The following is a 19,120-nucleotide window of genomic DNA, read 5'->3' on the forward strand; positions in this document are numbered from 1 at the left end:
GGAAATTACCTAAGTATCTGCATGATCGTTGTTTTGTAAATGGGTAGTTGCCAGGCGTAGTATTCCCCCCCTATGCCGAGTTCTGGGTCCTTGGGTATTTTTACGTCTCCTATGGATGTGACCCATTTGTAGATTATTAGGTTGTTCCTCATCAGTATTTCGTTGAGCTCCATCAACCTGGTGCTTGGGTCTCTCTGTAATACATCAGGGTCGTTCACCACCTCAATCAACTCCCTCACTAATCCCCCTACCCTGACCTCGTCGATCACGGGCATTAACCTCTCTATCACCGAATACCTATACGCCGTTAGATCCCAATTAAACGTAGTCGCCAATTCCCAAAGGGCCCTTGGGTTACCACCAAGTAGTGCCCAGACATCGTCAAGATAAAGCCCACTGGGTGGTTTGAGGGATTGGTATAACTCCTCAAAGGACTCCTTATTGAGATTCCACATTAACTTAATGACCAGGTAATTATGCCTAATCAACAACCTGAGGCTCTCGCCTTCCGATGTTGTTGCGATAACGTTAACCGCTCTGGGCCCATAATCACTCATGAACCTCTGCATATACTCATAAAGCCACTTAATGTACCACTCAATATTCCCAAGGCCTATTGACCTAGTCACATCATCCACGGCGAGAAGGACGTACTTATCACTAAGCCTAATCTTTAAGGCTCTCTCAATCATTAAAGTGGCGACTCTAGCCAATGCCCTACCAACACCCTCATTAACAAAGCCACTTATTAACTCCTTAACCACGTCCATGACCAACTCAACACCTGGCGAAGTAATCACCGCCTTATTCAGGTCAATACCCTCAGTAGCGTCAATATAAACCGCCACCCCATCATCGCCGAAGTAATCCCTGAACTTCTTCACGAACTCCCTAAGCAGCCTCGTCTTACCACAGCCCTCCGGGCCATAAATGTACAGGGGCACGTACCTAAAGCCTGATGCCCAACCCCTAAGCCAACCAAGCTCTAAAGCCCTATTAACAAAGGGAGGTTCCACAGCCTAATCAGTATTCATGACCTCCTTAAAAATTCATCAATGCTAAACAGCACGCGTAAGTATAACGAAGTACCTTAGTCATAACTTGGACTTGAAGACCCGCCGTAATTATATAATTACGGCGACTCTCCAGACCCAAAGCATGAAAGACTACTGCGGATTAATGAGCGACTTTTGTTGTATCTCGTTTTGGGTTTTAAGTTAGTGTTGATATTGCCCAGAAGATTATTAGGGCTATTAGTGTTGGTATTAATGCTTGGTAATGCTTGTTCCGTAGATCCTGGCAAATATGTAGGCCAGGAATAATGAACCTATTATCGTGAATGCCAGGCCGACTGCCAGTATTGCTGGTTCGCTTAGGACGCTACCATGCGTTATCACTGCGTTAATTGAGTATTCAAATATTGGTGTGGTTACTACGATTGCGGTCTGCACCACACTCACGTAGAAGTAATTCCCACTGAGTAGCCAGGTGTCTGTGAAGCCGGTGTTAATTTTGAAGGCCCTGAGTAGTGCCATGAGTATTGCAGCCTCTATTAACCAGCCTATTACCATGCCCACGATGGTTGTTACGGGCATTATTGTGGCCATGAGTGATGTGAACCCTGAAATATCGCTTTGGTTTACGGCAACACCCTCACTGCTTAGTTGGGACTCAATTTGTTGAGTAAGTATTGGCGTTATGGTTGGTACAAGGATATAGGCCATGTAGAGGTATGTGGCAACAGCAGCCATCATGAAGCCCACGAGGCCGGTAATTCTCAGAAAAGCCTTATTATTCATTGATGAGGACTAGGCGCCATGTTATTTAAATAAATTGCGCTTGGCTTAAATGGTGGTTAGTTCCCTAATTAACTGTTCAATGCCCTCGTGTACCTGTGGTACATCGTAAGTCCTCGTTATCACACCATCACTTATTCTGGAAACCCTGTGGCAATTACCTATTAACTCGAGGTTATGAGTAACCATCACTATCGTCATCCCAAGCTCCTTATTCAACTTCCTAAAGATATCCATTATCACCATGGCCGTCTTACTATCCAGGTTACCCGTGGGCTCATCAGCCAGCAAAAGCCTTGGCCTGGCCACTATCGCCCTTGCAATCGCAACCCTCTGCTGCTCACCACCACTGAGCTCATTGGGTTTCCTCCTGGCCTTGTTTCTGAGACCAACCATTTCAAGAGCCTCAAGGGCCAGCTTTCTCCTTTGACTTGGGTCAACACCCCCCCTGGCTATTAACGGTAACTCAACGTTCTCAAGCACGGACATCCTAGGTATTAAGTAGTATAGTTGGAATACGAAGCCCAGGAACTCATTCCTATACCTATCGAGCTCCGCGTTACTGAGTTTATGCAGTTCATAGGGGGGGCCGACCCTCAGGTAGCCCTTACTAACCCTGTCCAAGCCGCCTATTAGGCTGAGTAGTGTTGTCTTGCCGCTGCCGCTTGGCCCGATGATGCACCTGAACTCACCTTCCTTAATCTCGAGATTCAACACGTAGTGCCGGATAGTCACCATAATATTTCCACACGTCCCTGGCCTCGATAAACGACACGGTGAGTTATTACAACGCCTCTTTAAAATACATACTCACCAAATACCCATATAGTGTAGATAATAATGTGCGCATTTAAAGAGAGTATGGTTTATAAGAACATACATGGCCTTAGGTTCGATGTCGAAAATGATAACTAATAGGTATACGTTAGTAATAATCACGGCGTTAATCACACTACTGACCTTAATACCCCCCCTGGCACAGGCACAGCAGTACTCAAACACTGCACCACCCTTCTCAATAGTCAGTATATCCTCGACACCATCACCAACCATTACTGGCGTTTCCAAGGTCTCAATAACACTAATATACACGGGCGGCTACTACCTATACAACACGGAGTTCTCCCTAACACCCTGCAGCGGCGCCGTGGTTTCCCAAAACCCTGTATTCATTGGTTGGCTGAACCCTGGGCAGGAGGTCACGGTCACATACCTAATAAACTCAACACTACCCATTAACTGCCAATCGACATTAACCATAAGCTGGGGGGGCGCCGAGTACGAGACATCACCCAGGGCCCAGGTAACCACGTACATCGAGGTGGCGGGCTCAGGCTCAATGAACATAAACTTCCCACTGGTTATTTACGGCTCCCCCAATAATCACGGCACAGACCAATACACAGTACCTAGTCAGTAACCTTGCTAATCCGGTGGAGCTCGTGATAAGCAATAATGGTAGTGGCCCCATTTATGATCTACAGGCCAACGTGGGAATCGAGGGCGCCACCTTGGCTGCGGGCTCCAACACATTAATAATTGGGACGCTAAACCCAGGAAGCAACTACACAACGATACTGTACGTACTACCAACGGGTAGTGGCCCAGTAACGATTACCATAAGTTACTCAGGCCTCGACGAAGTTGGCAATACTGTGAGCGGGAGTATTTCAATAAGCATGAGCGTTACTACGGTATCCTCAAGTCAAGTCATTGTTTACCCAGTCAATTCCTCGTTAAGTATTGGCTCTGGCAAATTAGCCATTGGTATTAGAAATGTGAACCCAGTGCCTATTTATAACGTGACCCTGGTCATAGCATCAACCCAGGGATTAAGCCTAACGGGTAATACCACGTATGACATTACAGAGATAATGCCCGGGTCAACAGATTACATTTACGTACCCATTGCCGTCCCAATAACCTCATCCTCAGCATCCATAACATACTCACTAACTTATCAATACACCGGTGGATACCCAGGAGGTACCCAGGGCACGATGACCCTCTCGGTGTTAAATGAACCATCAATACTAATCACCGGTTACCAAGTAGCGCCAACACCATTGACGATTGGCGAGACTGGCTCCGTGTCCCTAACTTCGTTAATACGGGGGGCCGGTACCAGCCTATAACCTAAACATAACCGCAATACCAGGCCCCCCCGGCATTGAGATGATTAGTCAGTCAAGCACCTACATGGGCACGCTGAACTCCCAACAATTAAGTGCTGTGGCCTTCAGTTTCACCATTATGAGAACCATGAATACTACCATAACCTTCCAAATACAGTACACGGACCAATTCGGGCAACAACATACTCAGTATTACACCGTGCCAATAACCGTGATTAAAAACGCAACACTAATTACGCAGTCAGCATTTCCACAGACTGGACCGCAAGGCACCAACTATGGGTATTACTATAGGTATCATAGGGTCAGCCTCTTCACTTACGTAATAATTACGCTGGCCATAATAGCCGTGATAATGATAATCACCGTAGTTCTACTCCTGCGTAGGAGGCACGGTGGCTCCTCATGAGGATTAGTGACTACTTTAAACTGGCGTGGAGTGCGGCGTGGGAGCGTAGGGGGGGCAGGACAATAGGCGCCATTGTAGGCATAGTAATAGCCATAGTGGCCCTTGGCCTCGCCATAGGCATGGGGCAGGGCTATAAGGCGTTGACCACGAGCTTCTTCGAGAGGGTCTTTGGAACGAATACCGTGTTCCTATTCCCAGGACAGAATTCCCAGCTAACGATCACCGACGTTTACGAAGTCATGGACATACCACACGTGACTAACGCCATACCGATCCTCTCCACGGTGGCTAAGGTAAATATTAATGGGCATGAGGTGACGGCCACGGTAATAGGGGGGGCCACGGAACAGGAGATAATGCAGCTCTACGGAGTGACCTCACTGAGCAATGCCATACTGGCCGGCGCACCGGTACTATCACCTGGCCTGGCCCTGGTTGGTTACGACATTGCCTTCACAAGCACCGGCCAGCAGATTGCCTATCCTGGGCAGGTCATGGTGATAACAACGCCAGGTGGTTCTGAGTTGACTTACACGGTAGGCGCCATAATGCAGCAGAGCGGTATTGGTGTCATTGGTTTGAATCCGAATAATGCCATATTCATTGATGAGAACACGTTCCTCTCTCAATTCGACCCGTCCGGCATAGTTGATGGAATAATCGTTTACGTGGACTCACCAAACAACATAAACTACGTCACTAACGAGTTAAAGGCCCTATTCCCAATGGACCAGGTATTAAACCTATCAACACTACTATCGAGCATTAACCAGTTCTTCACGGTGCTCGAGCTCTTCCTAGCCTTCATAGCCGGCATAAGCTTCGTAATAATCGGCATCTGGATGTTCGACACGATGATGATAAACGTGATCCAGAGGACCAGGGAGTTCGGGATAATGAGGGCAGTGGGCTTCAGTGGCAGGTCAATACCACTACTCCTCATTATCGAGGCCGCGATAATAGCCATAATAGGCTCCGTGATAGGCACGGCACTCCTCATGGCCATAGTCAGCGCCTTCCCAAGCCCATCATCAATGATGGGGCCAGCCTTTGGAGGACCGGGCAGGGCCGTGAGGACTACCACCGCCACATCATCAATAATGCTACCCATAGCCCTAACACCACTCGACTACGCCACAATATTCATACTACCCATAGCAATAAACATAATAGCCGCGTTAATACCAGCGATAAGAGCCATGAGAATACCGCCAGCTCAAACTCTCCGTTATGAGTGAGGACCGGGATGCTTATTAGGTCTAAAAACATGTCATAATTTAAGTACAGCCCTCCTAAGTATTGGGTCTGCAATTACGTACTCCTCATCGACCCTCTCAACAATGCCGTGATCCATCAACTCCCTGAGTAGTATGTAGAGTGACTTATCATTGATTGACTTACCCTCCGCAGCCTCAAGGGCCGCCTTCAACTCCCTCCAACCTCTTTTAACGAATAATTCCCTAAGCAATACCCTTTATTAAATAATCACTTCCTTGGCTTCAGTACCGCACCTAGTATTGCCAATACCACACCTATAATGCCAATTACTATACTCATAAGAAGAAATGAACCGACGGATACGAGCCCATGATAAATATAATACGTGATGGTCACGGGCACCGTGTAATTATTTACTAAATACAGAGTACCGGTGCCATTGCCTATTAGTGAACAAGTCACAACATAAAGGCCATAGACGTATCTTTGAAATATGATATATCTTTGAGGTGCGTTAGGAGGTGCCGTAACGTAAAATTCCAGGGATTTATTAATAGAGTCCATATAGGACATGGTAAATACCTTACCTGGACTTACAACGCCTACTGCGATTTCCTCACCAGGGCTTAAAGTCACTGTCATAACGGTGAGCCTTACCTGTCGGGCAAGTATGTACATGCCAAAGACAAAAATCACAATAGCCACCACGATTAAAACCACGCCGGCCATCAACAAGCCCTTCCTCATACAATATCTTGAAAACCACTTAACTAATAAGCACTGCTTTCCAGGACTTGAATGAATTTTGTAAAGTCATAACTTGGACTTGAAGACCCGCCGTGATTATATAATTACGGCGACTCTCCAGACCCAAAGCACGGCATCCTTTATTTAGTGCCTATGTCTCTCATATTTAATTAGTTGATTTGGCATAATTCTTGGTGTTATTTCTATTTTTTATTAGAGTAAAGCTTATAAACCCCCCCTGGTTTATCTTAGTTTTGATGTATGTGGTCCTTGGAATAACGAGTGGGATGTCGTCGATGAGCTTTGAGGGTAGGTATAAAGGTCCCAGTGACATTAAGGATGTCCATGTAAGTGATGTTCCTAGGACTAACCACATACTTCACAGCTTCATCATCACAAATAATGAGGGCGATCTTGTTCTTTGGACCTTTGATATACCTGGTTATGAGACCCACATATACTCAATGATTAAGGAGAGGGCCACATTGCTTCTATGCCCAAGGATTGACAACTCCACATACCTACTACCTGATGCTTCGTTAGTTGGGGAATTGAATTCAATGCTATACAGGGATGCCAGGTCAGCTACGTACTTTGTTAAGCCTATGGATAGGTCCTTCTTATCCAGGGTTCTTAGGGACACGGTTAACGCCGCCAGGGCTTTGATAATGGAGAAGGTCAGTAACCTACTTAGGTCTAGGGGCCTTGCAACGGTTAGATTAATGGATGAGCTTAGTGGCGTTAGTGATGATGTAATCACGTCGGCCAGGTTATGGGCCGGTAAGGGGTTTGCCGAGGAGGTTAGCGGTGTATACTCATTGGTTGACTACGTTAGGTCATCCCTAGAATTAAAGAGGAGTAGGTCGAGGAGGAAATAGCTTTGCTTAAAATCAGGACTTCACCGTGTAATAAACCCTCTTCTTATCCTTACCCCTACTCTCCGACTTCAGGAAGACAATCTCCCCAATCTCCCTGGTATTAGCCACGTGTGGTCCACCATCAGCCTGAATGTCAATTCCCTCGATCTCCACGATCCTCCACTCCTCCCCCCCAGGCGGTGGCTCCCTCTCCGCGAGCTTGACAATGCCCGGTATCTTCATTGCCTCCTCCTTCCTGAGGAAGTAAATCTTCACTGGGATACCCCTCTTAACGACCTCGTTGGCCTCAGCAATTAAGTCCTGGAACGCCTTCCTAAGCGCATCACCACTCAGGGTTAGGTTGTAGTCATCCCTGGCATACTCAGGTGTTATGTCACCGCCAGTCACGAGGGCGTTGTACTTCTTATATGCCAGTGCGGCTATTATGTGCGTGGCCGTGTGAAGCCTCATTAACCTATACCTCCTATCCCAATCGATTATGCCGTGAACAGCATCACCAGCCTTGAATCTGGGCTCTCTATCGAGGATGTGCACCGCATCCTCACCCTCCTTAACCACCTCCTTGACCACGTACTCCTCACCCTGCCAAACAAGCTTGCCCGTGTCATTGGCAACGCCACCACTCCTCGGGTGGAAAAGCGTTTGGTCGAGCCAAACCCTATTGCCGTCTATCCTAACCACAGTCGCATCAAACTCCTTCCTGTACGAGTCCCACCAGTAGAGGAATTTGGTTGGCATGGCTTTTTAAACCAGCGAGTAATTACTTAACAATTGCGCTACTTCTCAAGACCAAAGAATCTCCTCACTGCGTAGGACATTACGTCGTGAGTCTTTAATAGGTCGTCAACCGTGACGTACTCGTTATACGCATGCGCCAGCGCCAACTCACCAGGGCCGTAAACAACCGTTGGAATGCCCCCCCTAGCCCTCAGGTACCTACCGTCAGTGGCGCCAGTCACTATTATGGGCTTTGGCGTGGCACCGAGCACCCTCTCAATACCCTCATGGATAAGCCTAACAATGGTCTCCCCCCCAGGACCCGTGTAGTTCGGCTCGCTTGTGTCCAGAACCTCAACATCGGCCACCCCCCACTCAACCCGTTCCTTAGGTGGTTAATTACCTGGTTCGGTGAGACCCCCCCTGGTGGGACCCTCATGTCTAGCTCAAGCTCTGCGTAGTCAGGGACCATGTTTATCTTTGAACCACCCCCCCTAATAACCCCCCCAGGATTAAAGGACACGGTACCAACAACCCTCTCAAAATCACCAAGCGTTAGGTTAAGGCCAGAGCCCCCCCTTGAGGCCTCCAGGTAAACCTCAGCCGAATTCTTAATAGCCTCCATCAACTCACTGGGCAGCTTAATGTTTCTGTTAAACTCGTTAATTAGTTCCTCAGCCTTGCTAATCGCCCTAATGAGCTTCATGATAGCGTTATCACCAAGTACTGGTAAACTACCGTGGGCAGGCCTACCCCCCCTCGCCACAAGCTTAACCTGGCAAAGACCCTTCTCCCCCCCAATGTAATACCTAAAACCGCCAGACGGCTCAGCAACTATCGCGGCATCACCAACCAACACGCCATCCCTAACCAAGGCCTCAACACCTGGGTGACCACCAGTCTCCTCATCAGCCGTTGCCGAGAATACCAACGTACCAGAGCCCTGCCTCTCAATTAATGGTGCTAACTCCGCGAATACGGTCATTATCACGGCTAAGCCGCCCTTCATGTCCGTGGCGCCCCCCCTACCGTATATCCTACCCTCAACGATCTTCCCCGAAAACGGTGGGTAAACCCACTTGGACTCATCACCGGGAGGGACGACATCCATGTGGCCATTAAGTATGAGCACGGGCTTACCCTTACCAACCCTGGCAATCACGTTAGGCTTATCCTTTGCATACTCCCTAACCTCACTCGTAAAACCCAAACTACTCAACCAATCCCTAATGAAGCCAGCGATGTTAACAGTATAACCGGGAGGATTAACACTGGGCATCTGAATTAACTTAGATACTAGGTTTGGAAGATCATCCCTTAGATCCCTTTCACTCATTATTTGGTGATTGACTCAATACTTAATTTGCATTACCTTCATTAGCACGTTGAGGAAATCGCTATCGACATCCTTACTCTTAATGCTGATTCTGAAGTATCCCTTGGTCAGTGGTGGTATGTTTGATAGGTCACGTATTAGGAATCCGTGCTTGATGAGTTCCTCACCGAGCCATGGTTTATGCCTTATCACGAAGTAGTGAGTCGTTGATTCGTAATAATTAATGCCGAGCTTCCTCAACGAGTTCAAAACCCTCCCTCTCTCCTCCTCGACGTATTTAATCGTTAACTCCCTGAATCCATGGGCATGCCTCATGTACCTTGACACCGCGTACTCGGCTATCGAGTTTACGGGCCACGTGGGCACCAGGTCCTCAATGCTGACCTTAGTGAATACCGCGCCAACCCTGAGCCCTGGTATTGCTAGGAACTTGGTGTATGACTTAACGATAAAGACATAGTCCCGATTCAACGCATCCCTAATTAGTGACTCACTAACCCTCACAAAATCCATGAAGGACTCATCAACGATCAACACACCACCTCGCCTACCCAACTCCTCGGCCAACTCAAGCAATTGCTCACGCTTGATTAAGTAACCCATTGGTGAGTTTGGGTTTGAGAGTACGACGATAGTGCCTGGCACTACGTCATTGATCAGCGAGCTCACTAGGTCTCCACGTCCCCCCCAATACTCAATTAACCTGGTTTCAGCATTTACGAGCTTACTTAGTCGCAAGTAATCGCCGTAGTTTGGTATGGGTATTATCACTCGCCGAGGCCTTAAGTACATGAGTAGTAATTGCAGTGCCTCCGTGGCTCCATTAAATACGTACGTAAACTCAGGCCCAATACCTTCAAAATCCGCCAGCGAATTCCTTAATTCACCGCCAAGCTCCGTTGGGTAGTGCGAGTAATGACCATTATCCACACCCTCCCTAATCAGCTCAATCAATTCCTTTGGAGTACCCAGTGGTTCATGTTTGAGCTCATGTCTATTAACCCATACCTCCACCCATACCCACCATGTCCCCCCCTGGTACTCATGATTCAGTTTAGGATTTTGTGAGATAAGTTAAATAAATCCCCCCCACTACTATTGAATCCGATAATTAATGTATCACGAGCATGGACGCTTCGGTCCACCGCCGCAGTGGTTCATAAAGAGGAGAGGCCTGAAGTACTTGATACTTTACCTACTCAGCAGTAGGGGGTCCAATGACCGGTGCACAGATTATTGATGAGATCGAGAGGTTGTCAATGGGCTTCTGGAGACCAAGTCCAGGCTCTGTCTACCCGGCCCTTGAGGAGCTTGAGGCTGATGGCTTGATTAAGGTGGCTAGGTTGAGGGAACTAAGAAGTATTACGAGGTCACTGATAGTGGTAAGGCCTTTATTGGATTACCAAGCATTGACAAGACCACGGCAGCGGTTAATGACTTCCTATCACTTGCCAAGTACATTATTGATAACTGGGATGTATTGAGCGAGGCCGATAGGGATAAAATCAAGAGCATCCTTAGAGACCTCATTAAGGCAGTCGGTATTCAATGTTAGGCAACGCTATAGAGAACCACATGCGGCATCTTCAGTTCATCAATGAACCACTTATTCCTAACCTCCATTATTAATTGCTTACCATCAATATAATTACTCAATAACTTAGTGATCACGTTACCAAGGCCCTCACCGAGGCAGAAATCAGCATTTTCGATGAGTATTAATGACGGTTTCCTGGCCACCAATAACTGCGTGGTTAATGCCAGGATTGTCTTCATGTGGCATGGTAACTCATCACCAATATGGACGAGGCCCCCCCTCCTATCTATGTAAGAGAGCACCAGATCACCTCCGTACCAACCAGCCCTGAAATTCCTAAAGCCAAGCTCGCTAAAGATCTTCCTCAAAAGCCTCACGTCCTGGTCCCTCCTTGGATCAGTAAATAATTGAGAGAGTACCTCAACGACGTGCTCGCCATGCTCGCCGACGAAGTCCGTGTATGAGACATCAATATTTTTAACACGGCCCCCCCTAAAGTCTATGTACGGGCCCATCCTATAAACACCCACTGAGGATAAGTACTCCCTAAGGACCTTAATGACCGTTAAGGCCGTGTCATAATCCTCAGAGGCACTGCTCACGAGCTGCAGGGCCTGCCCCCCCTTGGGCGTTAACCCATCTGGATTTAATAACACTGATGCATCGGCAACCTCCACATCCAGTGGTACTTAACCCTACTAACGCCATTTCTAAGTTCAACGACCATGACCTCCCTTTCACCAACTCTCACGGTGCTGACATAACCATCATCAAGACCAACACTAATTGATATATTATCCCCCCCGAATAACCAACCTCCTCAAGTTTCCTCTTAACTCTATCATCAAGTGATATTGTAATCTCAACCCTAGCGTCACCAACCCTGGATAAATCCTCAAGAATTACCCTATCCCTGATCCCCCTGAAAACTCTCCACAATAACTCAATGATCATTGACTTGCCAGAACCAGGTGGACCTGTTATCACGGTTAAGGGCCCGGTCTCAATGTTGACATTTACTCCATTAAACCCCCCCTTGATGTTCAGCCTTGTTATTAACACATCATTATGTTAAAGAGCCATTTATTAAAGTTGAGGTTCATGAATTGTGTATATCATGGATCTATGGAATATATTAGAATACAGTGTAGTTTATATATTTAATAAATAAAGCTTAAATAGTAATTCAATAATTACGGTGCGTGAACCTGGACCTAGCGCCGGACCCTCTTCTCGTGGTCCCTGGACCATCACAAATACCACCTAGGGTGATGAGAGCCTTAATGAGGGTTGTTGACCATAGGTCTCCTCACTTCCATAGGCTATATAGGGACGTGGTTGAGGGCTTAAGGTACGTCTTTCGAACAAACGGTGATGTATTCCCAATAACCGCGAGTGGTACCGGCGCCGTTGAGACCATGGTCCTCAACTTCGTCAGGCCCAGGGATACCGTTCTCGTGCCAGTCTTCGGAAGCTTCAGTAGGAGGCTTGTTAATCACCTTAGGAGGGTTGGTGCTGAGGTTATTGAGGTTGATTATGGTTGGGATAGGGCGCCCACGTATGATGACTTAAGGGCTCGTGTTGAGTCAATGGGTATCAAGCAAGTTGATGTATTCGCCACGGTCTATAACGACACAAGCCCAGGCATTGTGTTTAGGGACCTGCCAAAGGTTGCTGGGTGGATTAAGTCCTACGGCGCCTTGGTGCTTGTTGATAATGTGTCCGCCCTAGGCGGTGATTACTTTGAGGTGGATTCCTGGGGGGGGATTGACGTTGCTGTATCTAGCAGCCAAAAATGCCTTGCTGCCCCCCCGCCGGTCATGTCGTTCATTGCTGTAGCCTCGAGCGAGGCCTATCGTAAGGCCGATTCCGTGAATCACGCGAGTATTTACTTCGACATTAAGTTAATGAGGAAGTTTGGAGAGAAGTCTGAGACACCGTTCACGCCCTCCGTTAATTACCTATTCGCCATTAGGGAGGCCCTGGGCATAATTAGGGAGGTTGGCCTTGAGAACTGGATTAGGTGGCACGTAGAGAGGGGTAAGGCGATTGTGAACGCCCTTAATAAGATGGGCCTGGAACCCTTTATAAAGAATGACTACCACAGATCAACAACGGTACTCTCATTTAAGTACCCACAGGGTATCAGCCCTGATGAGTTCAGGAAAACGGTATATAGGCTCGGTGTGTCGATTTCGGATGCCATGGATGATGTGAAGGGTAAGGCCTTCAGGATTGGTAACATGGGTTACCTAACAAGGAGGGATGTGCTTACCCTGGTTTCGTCTATAATGGCCGCATTATCGATCATGAATAACACCGGCAGTATTAATAACATAGATGTTTTTAAGGAGATTTTGAATTACTGGGAACCACAGCAATTCTCAATGGATGAGGGCTAATATTGTGCCTGTTAGGGCTATCGTTCCAATCACGGCCACGGCAACCCCCCCTATCACTATTAATACCGCGTCCACAGTTATCCTGGCGTACTTCCAATGCCATAACTCGAGCAGCAGTGTTCTGAGGCCTATGAGGCCATGCGTTAACGCGGCATAGAGGAGTATGTATAGGACAGCTGCGTATGCAAAGTCCCAGGCCTGTATATGGCTTATTGCGGCTGAGTATGTTATTGATTGCTCATAACTCGGCCACCTGAAGGCCAGGTGTATTCCAACAACCACAATAAGCACTATACCAAGGAGGTATTGCCACTTTCTTAGTGTGGATGCGCTCACCATGCCCATCACCATATGAAGGCCACTAGTGTTGCTAGTATGAGGAATATGATGACGACAATAACGGCTACGTACTTAAGCCATGCCTGCCCAGTCTTCCTAACCGAGGGCACTGCCCTTGGGAATGTGTGCCTCTCGGGCCTTGGAAGGCCAACACCGAAGTACTGCGTTAGTATCAGCCTGAAGCCGTTGGCACCGTGAACAGCCGCCAAAAGCGCTATTAAGTACTCAATTACTGTACCGACATGCACATGCCCATAGATCGCCGGCCCCCCCTCTATGGTGCCTATTATTGTATTCCACGTTAACTGCGACGGATGGCCAAGGCCGAGCGCCGTGGATATTACCAGGGTATGGCCGATTAGGTATAGAATGAGGATTGCGCCACTGACCTTCTGGAAAATCAGTAACCACTCGTCAAGGCCCTTAAACCAAAGGGACCACTTTGGTGGGACCCTCTTTACCTGTTTCTGTTGCGCCATTCCCATCACCTATTACGCTTACCTGTTAATAACCACTTCTTCAAAAGGTTTATTGCCAGGGCTGGATCAACATCCTTGGGGGGGCATACCTTACTGCAGGTGCCGCTGTAGTGGCATGACCAGACGCCGTTCTCGCTATCAACGACCTTAAGCCTAAGCACGGCGCCCTCATCCCTACTATCGGCACTCCACCTATATGCCTGGGCGAGGGCCTGTGGGCCAGGTAGTCCTTGTTCAGAAAAACCATTGGGCAGGCCGAGTAACAAAGACCGCATTTGATGCAGTATGCAAATTCCAAGTAATCACTTAGTTGTTCCTCCGTCTGTGGGTAATAGGTCTCCAGCTTCTCGAATTGCTCCGTCTCATCCTTCCTAATCAACCAAGGCTTAACACTCCTATGCTTCCTGAAGAAGTCCGAGAAGTCAGTTGCTACGTCCTTTATTGGTTCGAAATTACTGAGTGGTTCTATTGTTACGACCTCAGTGCCTAGGTCGTAGGGCTTTGTCTCGCAGGCCAGCCTTGGCGTTCCATTAATTATCATGCCGCAGGAGCCGCAAATGCCCATCCTGCAGCTATACCTGAAGGATAATGTGGCATCTTGGCTCCACTTAATCTTCAGTAGTCCATCAAGCACTGTTTCGTGATTTGTGAGCTCGACCTTGTACTCGCGCCAGTAATACCTCCTCTTTTCTGGATCATACCTCTTAACCCTAAATGTGTATGTACGCTTAATGGGTGAACCAAGTGGTGGTTTGGTTATGGTTATCTTTCCCGTAGCAACAGTCGTCTGTAATGCACTGCCAGTCTGTTGAGAAGACACGCTTAGCTATGAATAATAATGTCTTTATAAGTTCTTCCTTGGAAAAGAATAAAATGGAATAGTTAATTGCCACTTGGCGTTCTCGTGATGTCTACAATCACGGTAAAACGCATAAATACCAGACTTTTGTATATTTCTTAATGGTTGAGTATGAGGGTTTTATAACGGACATTATGATTAGGATAGCCGGCGACATAGTACTCTCAGAAAATCCCGGCAAGGGAATTAGAAAGTGGCGCGAGTTCTTCGAGATGTCCCAGGCTGAGTTGGCGGCTAGGCTCGGCACATCGCCAAGCGTGATCAGTGATTATGAGTCTGGGCGTAGGAAGTCACCTGGTTCTCAATTCATTAGGAGGGTTGTTAAGGCGTTGGTAGATTACGAGCTTGAGAGGGGGGGTGGGCAGAGACTTTACATCCTGAGTAGGCAACTTGGTGGCGAGAGGTTTTGGGAGGCGATTCTTGACATGAGGGACTTCGACGTGCCAATCGAGATTAATGAATTCGTTAAGGCTATAGGGGCCACGATCGCGGTGGGCCTGAGGGTTATGTCGATATTCATGGGTACACGGTGGTCGACAGCCTAAAGCTTGTCCTTGATGTGCCATCCCACGAATACCTAAAGCTTTATGGAAGCACAACGCAGAGGGCTGCCGTGTTCACCAATGTTAAGTATGGTAGGTCCCCCCCATTAATCGCCATAAAGTCTATGATGGCGTTCACGAACTTGAGACCGGCCGTGATTATTATGCATGGTGTTGATAGACCTGACTACTTGGGTATTGAGATTGCCAGGAGGGAACGAATACCATTGGCTATTGTTAATAATACGATTGATGAATTACTAGCGGCCTTAAGGAATCTGGCCGAGCGACAGAGGATGGTCACTAGGTGAAATTACCTACTTGCGTAATTAGTGAGGTTAGGATCTTGCGTGCTTTTTCCCTGAGTTCGTCGATTGATGAGTCATTAACTAGTATATAATCGGCCCTAGCTATTAAGTCGCCAAGTCCATACCTCAACTCCCTAAGGTCCCTCATTAGGAAGTCCTCAAGGGTCTTCGGGTCATCGGGCCTACCCCCCCTCCTTAGCAACCTCTCAAACCTTAACCTCCAGGGTGCAACTACGTAGATTAATACCGCCTTGGTAGATAATACCTCCTCAATGGTTTCAACCTCCCTAATACTCCTAGCCCCCCCATCAATAACAATGGCATTCAATGACTTTGGGATCTTATCAATAGTCTTATAGGCAATTATCCTGGTGCCATTTCTCAACCTAAGGATTACCGATGCATGGATGAGGAGATACCACTCTTCACGGCCTCCTCCCTAATTATATCACCCATGGTTACCACAGGGAGACCCAGCTCCCTCGCCACGTCGGAAACTATTGTTTTCCCAGAGCCGGGTAAGCCGGTTATCACTATCACCAGCACATATGACCAGAGCCACTAGGCTTATTTTATTTACCCACAATAATCTCCCTGATCCTAAGCAGGTCAGCGTTTGTTCTAAATCCCTTAATGTGGAAGTGGGACCTCACGGCTTGGTAACCAAGCCCTCTTATCACATTTATGATATCATTAATGGGCAGTTCACGCCCCCCCAAGTCCTTGCCTACCTCTGTGGTGAGTGCATAGGGTATGTTAGGTCCGAGTGACTCATCGGTAATTAACATGCCAATTTCCTTAGCCCTATTACTGAAGTAATCCCTAATGTTCCTCATGAAGTAATTTACTAGGAATCCAGCATCCCATAAATTACCAATCCATAGTGGGCCCGCCAGTCTATACCTAGTAATACTAGGTATTGGGTATCCAGGTATAAAGCCCCCCCTCTGTAATGTGCCTGACCTGTAGTATGCATAACCAAGGTTCTTTAGTGTTTCCAGGGCGTAGGACCGATCCTTAAGAATCAATGCGCAAACCCTGTAGTAATGGCCGTCGAGAAATGATACCAGTGGTTGTATCCCGTAATCCATTGATAAGGCGTACCGTGCAATCAACGATATTAATATTCTAATGCCTACCTCAAACCTATAGGGGGGGAACTTCTGCGGTAATGCCCCATAACGCCTAACGCACTTAATTGGGTACTTACCCGATAAAACGCCTACGTCAGTCGCCGTCACGCATAGTAGACCCTGATCCTTAATGGCCCTAAGGCTATTCTCTATGAATGGCTGTGGAGACCCGAAGGGGGGGTCAATATCGACTACGTCACAGCCACCCTCACGGGCGGCCCTCAATAATAGGTTATTTGCATCGTCCTGTGTACGTTAATTATATCGTTTAGGCCATTCCTATCTATGTTCAACTTTATTAACTCATAGGCCTTTTCAGAAATATCGTTAGCTATGACCCTAGAGATGCCATTGACCTCCCTAGCGTACCTAACGGCCCTAATCCCAGTCCCTGACAACGGCTCGCAGGCAGTAATGCCCACCTTACCCGTATAGCTTATGTAACCATTAACTACGGCTATGGACAACGACCTATTAACCTCCATCCTGGGGTTGTAAAACACGGGTGCATGGGCTGGCTCGGGCCTATTGCCAACAATGTACTTTGACAAATCAGGTGCGATTATTGAGACCAAGCCCTCCCTAACCTCCATTCTTGGGTAACTACTCATATGTATTCACAATTAACTCCTGGATTCCAGGAACTCAACGTCACGCTTATCAGACTCTATCACAGCTAACCCAACACCAAGTACCTTAGCAACACTAATAACCTCATTGCTTAACCTACTCCTATCCTCAACTAAGTACGACTCACTTGATGAGTGAGCCGCAACCTTTGTGTGGGCCTTCAATAGCGAGTATAGCCTAAATGATGATAGTAATTCCCTGATGCCCTCATCAACCATTTCCTCCCTCTCCCTAACCTCATTAATGACTTCCTCCTCCCTAGGTCTCAGGTCAACATCACTCAATACATCCTCATTGAATATGCTAACAAGCATCCTAGCCGTCCTCTCCGAAGCCTCCATAGACTCCCTCTCATACTCATAGACAGTCCTCCTGGTAACACCAAGCATTTTCGCAAGGTCGCCAAGGCTCATACCCCTATCCTCCCTCAACCTCCTAAGCAATTGACCCTTCACACTAGCCCTCACAATACCCTTATCCTTCACGAACTTAACCCCCCCTCATTATCCAAAATCCTCTTAAATGTCCTAATACCCACCGCGTAGATTCCATGTACCTTATACGCCACTCCATCCGCCATTTCCTCATCACCGTAATTAATACCCACGATTATCGGTGTTGAGTTTGAAACTCTGGATAATACAATGAGGTCTATTATAGATTCTCTACTCATTCTACCCGCGTCCTCCTTAACCTTAATAATGAACTTGCCCTCCTCATGGTCCCTATAATTAGGTACCCTAATTATAGCGTCGTAGGATAGTGATGAATCACCAACAAGCAGCACCTTAGCTCTTCTACTTGCTGCCAAATTCAACATATGCGTTATGAGTTCATTGCTCATTACCTTTATAATCATACGCACTATTTTATTTAAATCCCTTTTTGCCAATATAATGAATAATTACGATGACTTCCTACCTATAACCATGGCGTGGGCCGTGTCGTAAGGCTCCAGGTGAACCATGTCAAGTATTTCATAGCCCCCCCTGTCCTTAAGCACGTCAATCTCCCTCTTAAACGTCTCGCTTGGTTCCTTAGTAACGTCGATGCTCATGGCCTTTATTACCAGCATTACATAGCCGTGGCTCTTCACGTAAACATCGGCATTGTCAGCAAGTATCTTTGCCTGGAACGGCTGTGCAATGTCTATGTAGGCTATGTCAACCGCCTTAACAATGTGCACATACTGCTCCGGATACCTTGCATCAGCTAGTATTGGTATTACGTTCTTCCTGCCCTGGTCAACCAGCTTTTCCATGAACTCCCTGAAAACCCTCGGTGAGAACTCGACGGAGTAAATAATACCGTTATTACCAACTATGTCGCTTATGTGACTTACCGTAGTCCCACTGGCCGCGCTAGGTATAGTATTCGTGACCCCCCCTCTCCTATTGGCATTACCTTAAGCCCATTCATAATGGCCGCGGCGAGTTTGGACCTGTATGGGTTCCAAATCCTGTATTCCCTACCCTCCCACTGGATTAATTGTTCACCATAAACCCTCCTACCTGGCGTTAGATTAATTGTGGCAAGCCTCTCGGTACCATCCTCGAATGACACCCAGTAGACACCCTTGAATTTCTCATGCTCCTTAACACCAACAACCTGTATTAATGAAGACATTGGGAGATGCGTATTTTTAAGGGATTATA

Annotated in this window: 24 protein-coding genes and 5 pseudogenes; 8 read left to right on the plus strand and 21 right to left on the minus strand. The window is 47.4% G+C overall.

Annotation, left to right across the window (positions count from 1 at the left end):
• Positions 1-5: 5 nt before the first annotated feature.
• The 3 genes and pseudogenes from JCM11216_RS00805 to JCM11216_RS00815 form a co-directional block, all read right to left on the minus strand.
• Positions 6-1,016 (minus strand): ATP-binding protein, encoded by a 1,011-nt coding sequence (locus JCM11216_RS00805; protein WP_054853002.1) that lies wholly within the window; start codon positions 1,014-1,016, stop codon positions 6-8.
• 249 nt (positions 1,017-1,265) lie between these two features.
• On the minus strand, positions 1,266-1,763 hold the full coding sequence (locus tag JCM11216_RS00810; RefSeq protein ID WP_243674676.1) for a hypothetical protein: 498 nt from the start codon (positions 1,761-1,763) through the stop codon (positions 1,266-1,268).
• Positions 1,764-1,844: 81 nt separating this feature from the next.
• Positions 1,845-2,571 (minus strand): annotated as a pseudogene (locus JCM11216_RS00815) (ABC transporter ATP-binding protein).
• A gap of 120 nt (positions 2,572-2,691) precedes the next feature.
• Here JCM11216_RS00815 and JCM11216_RS14595 point away from each other — a divergent pair.
• From JCM11216_RS14595 to JCM11216_RS00825, 4 genes are read left to right on the plus strand one after another with little or no spacing between them, the layout of a single operon-like run.
• Positions 2,692-3,216, plus strand: a complete 525-nt coding sequence (locus JCM11216_RS14595) for a hypothetical protein (RefSeq protein ID WP_243674677.1) — start codon at positions 2,692-2,694, stop codon at positions 3,214-3,216.
• A gap of 22 nt (positions 3,217-3,238) precedes the next feature.
• Positions 3,239-3,931: a hypothetical protein gene (locus JCM11216_RS14600; protein WP_243674678.1), complete on the plus strand. Its 693-nt coding sequence runs from the start codon at positions 3,239-3,241 to the stop codon at positions 3,929-3,931.
• A gap of 40 nt (positions 3,932-3,971) precedes the next feature.
• On the plus strand, positions 3,972-4,340 hold the full coding sequence (locus tag JCM11216_RS14605; protein ID WP_243674679.1) for a hypothetical protein: 369 nt from the start codon (positions 3,972-3,974) through the stop codon (positions 4,338-4,340).
• Entirely contained in the window at positions 4,337-5,578 is a 1,242-nt protein-coding gene (locus JCM11216_RS00825; protein WP_054853003.1) for an ABC transporter permease, read from the plus strand. Before JCM11216_RS14605 ends, JCM11216_RS00825 begins: the two co-directional genes overlap by 4 nt.
• Before the next feature lie 32 nt (positions 5,579-5,610).
• Here JCM11216_RS00825 and JCM11216_RS00830 read toward each other — a convergent pair whose 3' ends face one another.
• Both JCM11216_RS00830 and JCM11216_RS00835 read right to left on the minus strand, forming a co-directional pair.
• Complete coding sequence (locus tag JCM11216_RS00830; protein ID WP_054853004.1) at positions 5,611-5,808, minus strand: hypothetical protein; 198 nt, start codon at positions 5,806-5,808, stop codon at positions 5,611-5,613.
• 17 nt (positions 5,809-5,825) lie between these two features.
• Complete coding sequence (locus JCM11216_RS00835) at positions 5,826-6,305, minus strand: hypothetical protein (RefSeq protein WP_054853005.1); 480 nt, start codon at positions 6,303-6,305, stop codon at positions 5,826-5,828.
• A gap of 257 nt (positions 6,306-6,562) precedes the next feature.
• Here JCM11216_RS00835 and JCM11216_RS00840 point away from each other — a divergent pair, with 257 nt between their 5' ends.
• Positions 6,563-7,183, plus strand: coding sequence for a hypothetical protein (locus tag JCM11216_RS00840; RefSeq protein ID WP_054853006.1), 621 nt, complete (start codon positions 6,563-6,565; stop codon positions 7,181-7,183).
• Positions 7,184-7,195: 12 nt separating this feature from the next.
• On the opposite strand, the gene JCM11216_RS00845 is transcribed toward JCM11216_RS00840, so the two are convergent.
• From JCM11216_RS00845 to JCM11216_RS00855, 4 genes are read right to left on the minus strand one after another with little or no spacing between them, the layout of a single operon-like run.
• Positions 7,196-7,921 carry an alanyl-tRNA editing protein AlaXM gene (locus JCM11216_RS00845; RefSeq protein ID WP_054853007.1) on the minus strand — a complete coding sequence of 242 codons (726 nt, stop codon included), beginning with the start codon at positions 7,919-7,921 and terminating at the stop codon, positions 7,196-7,198.
• 38 nt (positions 7,922-7,959) lie between these two features.
• Entirely contained in the window at positions 7,960-8,250 is a 291-nt protein-coding gene (locus tag JCM11216_RS14610) for a M20/M25/M40 family metallo-hydrolase (RefSeq protein WP_243674831.1), read from the minus strand.
• On the minus strand, positions 8,145-9,236 hold the full coding sequence (locus tag JCM11216_RS00850; RefSeq protein ID WP_243674680.1) for a M20/M25/M40 family metallo-hydrolase: 1,092 nt from the start codon (positions 9,234-9,236) through the stop codon (positions 8,145-8,147). The genes JCM11216_RS14610 and JCM11216_RS00850 overlap by 106 nt, the downstream gene beginning before the upstream one ends.
• A gap of 15 nt (positions 9,237-9,251) precedes the next feature.
• Entirely contained in the window at positions 9,252-10,250 is a 999-nt protein-coding gene (locus tag JCM11216_RS00855) for an aminotransferase class I/II-fold pyridoxal phosphate-dependent enzyme (protein ID WP_243674681.1), read from the minus strand.
• Positions 10,251-10,350: 100 nt separating this feature from the next.
• Between JCM11216_RS00855 and JCM11216_RS00860 the strand changes: the two are divergent.
• Positions 10,351-10,791 (plus strand): annotated as a pseudogene (locus tag JCM11216_RS00860) (PadR family transcriptional regulator).
• Here the strand turns inward: JCM11216_RS00860 and JCM11216_RS14615 are convergent.
• Entirely contained in the window at positions 10,788-11,450 is a 663-nt protein-coding gene (locus JCM11216_RS14615; protein WP_243674682.1) for a hypothetical protein, read from the minus strand. The pseudogene JCM11216_RS00860 and the gene JCM11216_RS14615 overlap by 4 nt on opposite strands.
• A gap of 70 nt (positions 11,451-11,520) precedes the next feature.
• Positions 11,521-11,835 (minus strand): ATP-binding cassette domain-containing protein, encoded by a 315-nt coding sequence (locus tag JCM11216_RS14620; RefSeq protein ID WP_243674683.1) that lies wholly within the window; start codon positions 11,833-11,835, stop codon positions 11,521-11,523.
• Between the two features lie 140 nt (positions 11,836-11,975).
• Here JCM11216_RS14620 and JCM11216_RS00870 point away from each other — a divergent pair, with 140 nt between their 5' ends.
• Positions 11,976-13,175 carry an alanine--glyoxylate aminotransferase family protein gene (locus JCM11216_RS00870; protein ID WP_054853008.1) on the plus strand — a complete coding sequence of 400 codons (1,200 nt, stop codon included), beginning with the start codon at positions 11,976-11,978 and terminating at the stop codon, positions 13,173-13,175.
• On the opposite strand, the gene JCM11216_RS00875 is transcribed toward JCM11216_RS00870, so the two are convergent.
• The 3 genes and pseudogenes from JCM11216_RS00875 to JCM11216_RS00885 all read right to left on the minus strand — a co-directional run bounded on the left by JCM11216_RS00875 (position 13,158) and on the right by JCM11216_RS00885 (position 14,759).
• Complete coding sequence (locus JCM11216_RS00875) at positions 13,158-13,514, minus strand: hypothetical protein (RefSeq protein ID WP_243674684.1); 357 nt, start codon at positions 13,512-13,514, stop codon at positions 13,158-13,160. The genes JCM11216_RS00870 and JCM11216_RS00875 overlap by 18 nt on opposite strands.
• A gap of 5 nt (positions 13,515-13,519) precedes the next feature.
• Positions 13,520-13,993, minus strand: a complete 474-nt coding sequence (locus tag JCM11216_RS00880; RefSeq protein WP_243674685.1) for a succinate dehydrogenase — start codon at positions 13,991-13,993, stop codon at positions 13,520-13,522.
• 5 nt (positions 13,994-13,998) lie between these two features.
• Positions 13,999-14,759: pseudogene (locus JCM11216_RS00885) on the minus strand (succinate dehydrogenase iron-sulfur subunit).
• Positions 14,760-14,953: 194 nt separating this feature from the next.
• Between JCM11216_RS00885 and JCM11216_RS00890 the strand changes: the two are divergent.
• Positions 14,954-15,705: pseudogene (locus tag JCM11216_RS00890) on the plus strand (helix-turn-helix domain-containing protein).
• Here the strand turns inward: JCM11216_RS00890 and JCM11216_RS00895 are convergent.
• From JCM11216_RS00895 to JCM11216_RS00910, 7 genes and pseudogenes are all read right to left on the minus strand, one after another.
• Complete coding sequence (locus tag JCM11216_RS00895; RefSeq protein WP_054853011.1) at positions 15,698-16,087, minus strand: hypothetical protein; 390 nt, start codon at positions 16,085-16,087, stop codon at positions 15,698-15,700. The pseudogene JCM11216_RS00890 and the gene JCM11216_RS00895 overlap by 8 nt on opposite strands.
• Positions 16,088-16,095: 8 nt before the next feature.
• A complete protein-coding gene (locus JCM11216_RS14625) occupies positions 16,096-16,236 on the minus strand; it encodes an AAA family ATPase (protein WP_243674686.1) in 141 nt (46 codons plus the stop codon).
• Between the two features lie 38 nt (positions 16,237-16,274).
• Positions 16,275-17,060 carry a hypothetical protein gene (locus JCM11216_RS00900; RefSeq protein ID WP_243674687.1) on the minus strand — a complete coding sequence of 262 codons (786 nt, stop codon included), beginning with the start codon at positions 17,058-17,060 and terminating at the stop codon, positions 16,275-16,277.
• Entirely contained in the window at positions 17,057-17,446 is a 390-nt protein-coding gene (locus JCM11216_RS14630; RefSeq protein WP_243674688.1) for a hypothetical protein, read from the minus strand. The genes JCM11216_RS00900 and JCM11216_RS14630 overlap by 4 nt, the downstream gene beginning before the upstream one ends.
• A 12-nt stretch (positions 17,447-17,458) precedes the next feature.
• On the minus strand, positions 17,459-17,950 hold the full coding sequence (locus tag JCM11216_RS14635; RefSeq protein WP_243674689.1) for a helix-turn-helix domain-containing protein: 492 nt from the start codon (positions 17,948-17,950) through the stop codon (positions 17,459-17,461).
• On the minus strand, positions 17,947-18,309 hold the full coding sequence (locus JCM11216_RS14640; RefSeq protein ID WP_243674690.1) for a hypothetical protein: 363 nt from the start codon (positions 18,307-18,309) through the stop codon (positions 17,947-17,949). Before JCM11216_RS14640 ends, JCM11216_RS14635 begins: the two co-directional genes overlap by 4 nt.
• A 60-nt stretch (positions 18,310-18,369) precedes the next feature.
• Positions 18,370-19,091 (minus strand): annotated as a pseudogene (locus tag JCM11216_RS00910) (fibrillarin-like rRNA/tRNA 2'-O-methyltransferase).
• Positions 19,092-19,120: the final 29 nt, after the last annotated feature.

It is taken from the genome of Vulcanisaeta distributa JCM 11216 (assembly GCF_001315985.1).
GTDB lineage: Archaea > Thermoproteota > Thermoprotei > Thermoproteales > Thermocladiaceae > Vulcanisaeta > Vulcanisaeta distributa_E.

Excerpts from the sequence above, each read along its gene's own strand:
- JCM11216_RS00825 (WP_054853003.1), top strand. The coding sequence starts at position 4,337 with ATGAGGATTAGTGACTACTTTAAACTGGCGTGGAGTGCGGCGTGGGAG.
- JCM11216_RS00840 (WP_054853006.1), top strand. The coding sequence starts at position 6,563 with ATGTATGTGGTCCTTGGAATAACGAGTGGGATGTCGTCGATGAGCTTT.
- JCM11216_RS00880 (WP_243674685.1), bottom strand. The coding sequence starts at position 13,993 with ATGGCGCAACAGAAACAGGTAAAGAGGGTCCCACCAAAGTGGTCCCTT.
- JCM11216_RS00835 (WP_054853005.1), bottom strand. The coding sequence starts at position 6,305 with ATGAGGAAGGGCTTGTTGATGGCCGGCGTGGTTTTAATCGTGGTGGCT.
- JCM11216_RS14605 (WP_243674679.1), top strand. The coding sequence starts at position 3,972 with ATGATTAGTCAGTCAAGCACCTACATGGGCACGCTGAACTCCCAACAA.
- JCM11216_RS14630 (WP_243674688.1), bottom strand. The coding sequence starts at position 17,446 with ATGAGTAGTTACCCAAGAATGGAGGTTAGGGAGGGCTTGGTCTCAATA.
- JCM11216_RS00845 (WP_054853007.1), bottom strand. The coding sequence starts at position 7,921 with ATGCCAACCAAATTCCTCTACTGGTGGGACTCGTACAGGAAGGAGTTT.
- JCM11216_RS00875 (WP_243674684.1), bottom strand. The coding sequence starts at position 13,514 with ATGGTGAGCGCATCCACACTAAGAAAGTGGCAATACCTCCTTGGTATA.
- JCM11216_RS14640 (WP_243674690.1), bottom strand. The coding sequence starts at position 18,309 with ATGAGCAATGAACTCATAACGCATATGTTGAATTTGGCAGCAAGTAGA.
- JCM11216_RS14595 (WP_243674677.1), top strand. The coding sequence starts at position 2,692 with ATGTCGAAAATGATAACTAATAGGTATACGTTAGTAATAATCACGGCG.
- JCM11216_RS00850 (WP_243674680.1), bottom strand. The coding sequence starts at position 9,236 with ATGAGTGAAAGGGATCTAAGGGATGATCTTCCAAACCTAGTATCTAAG.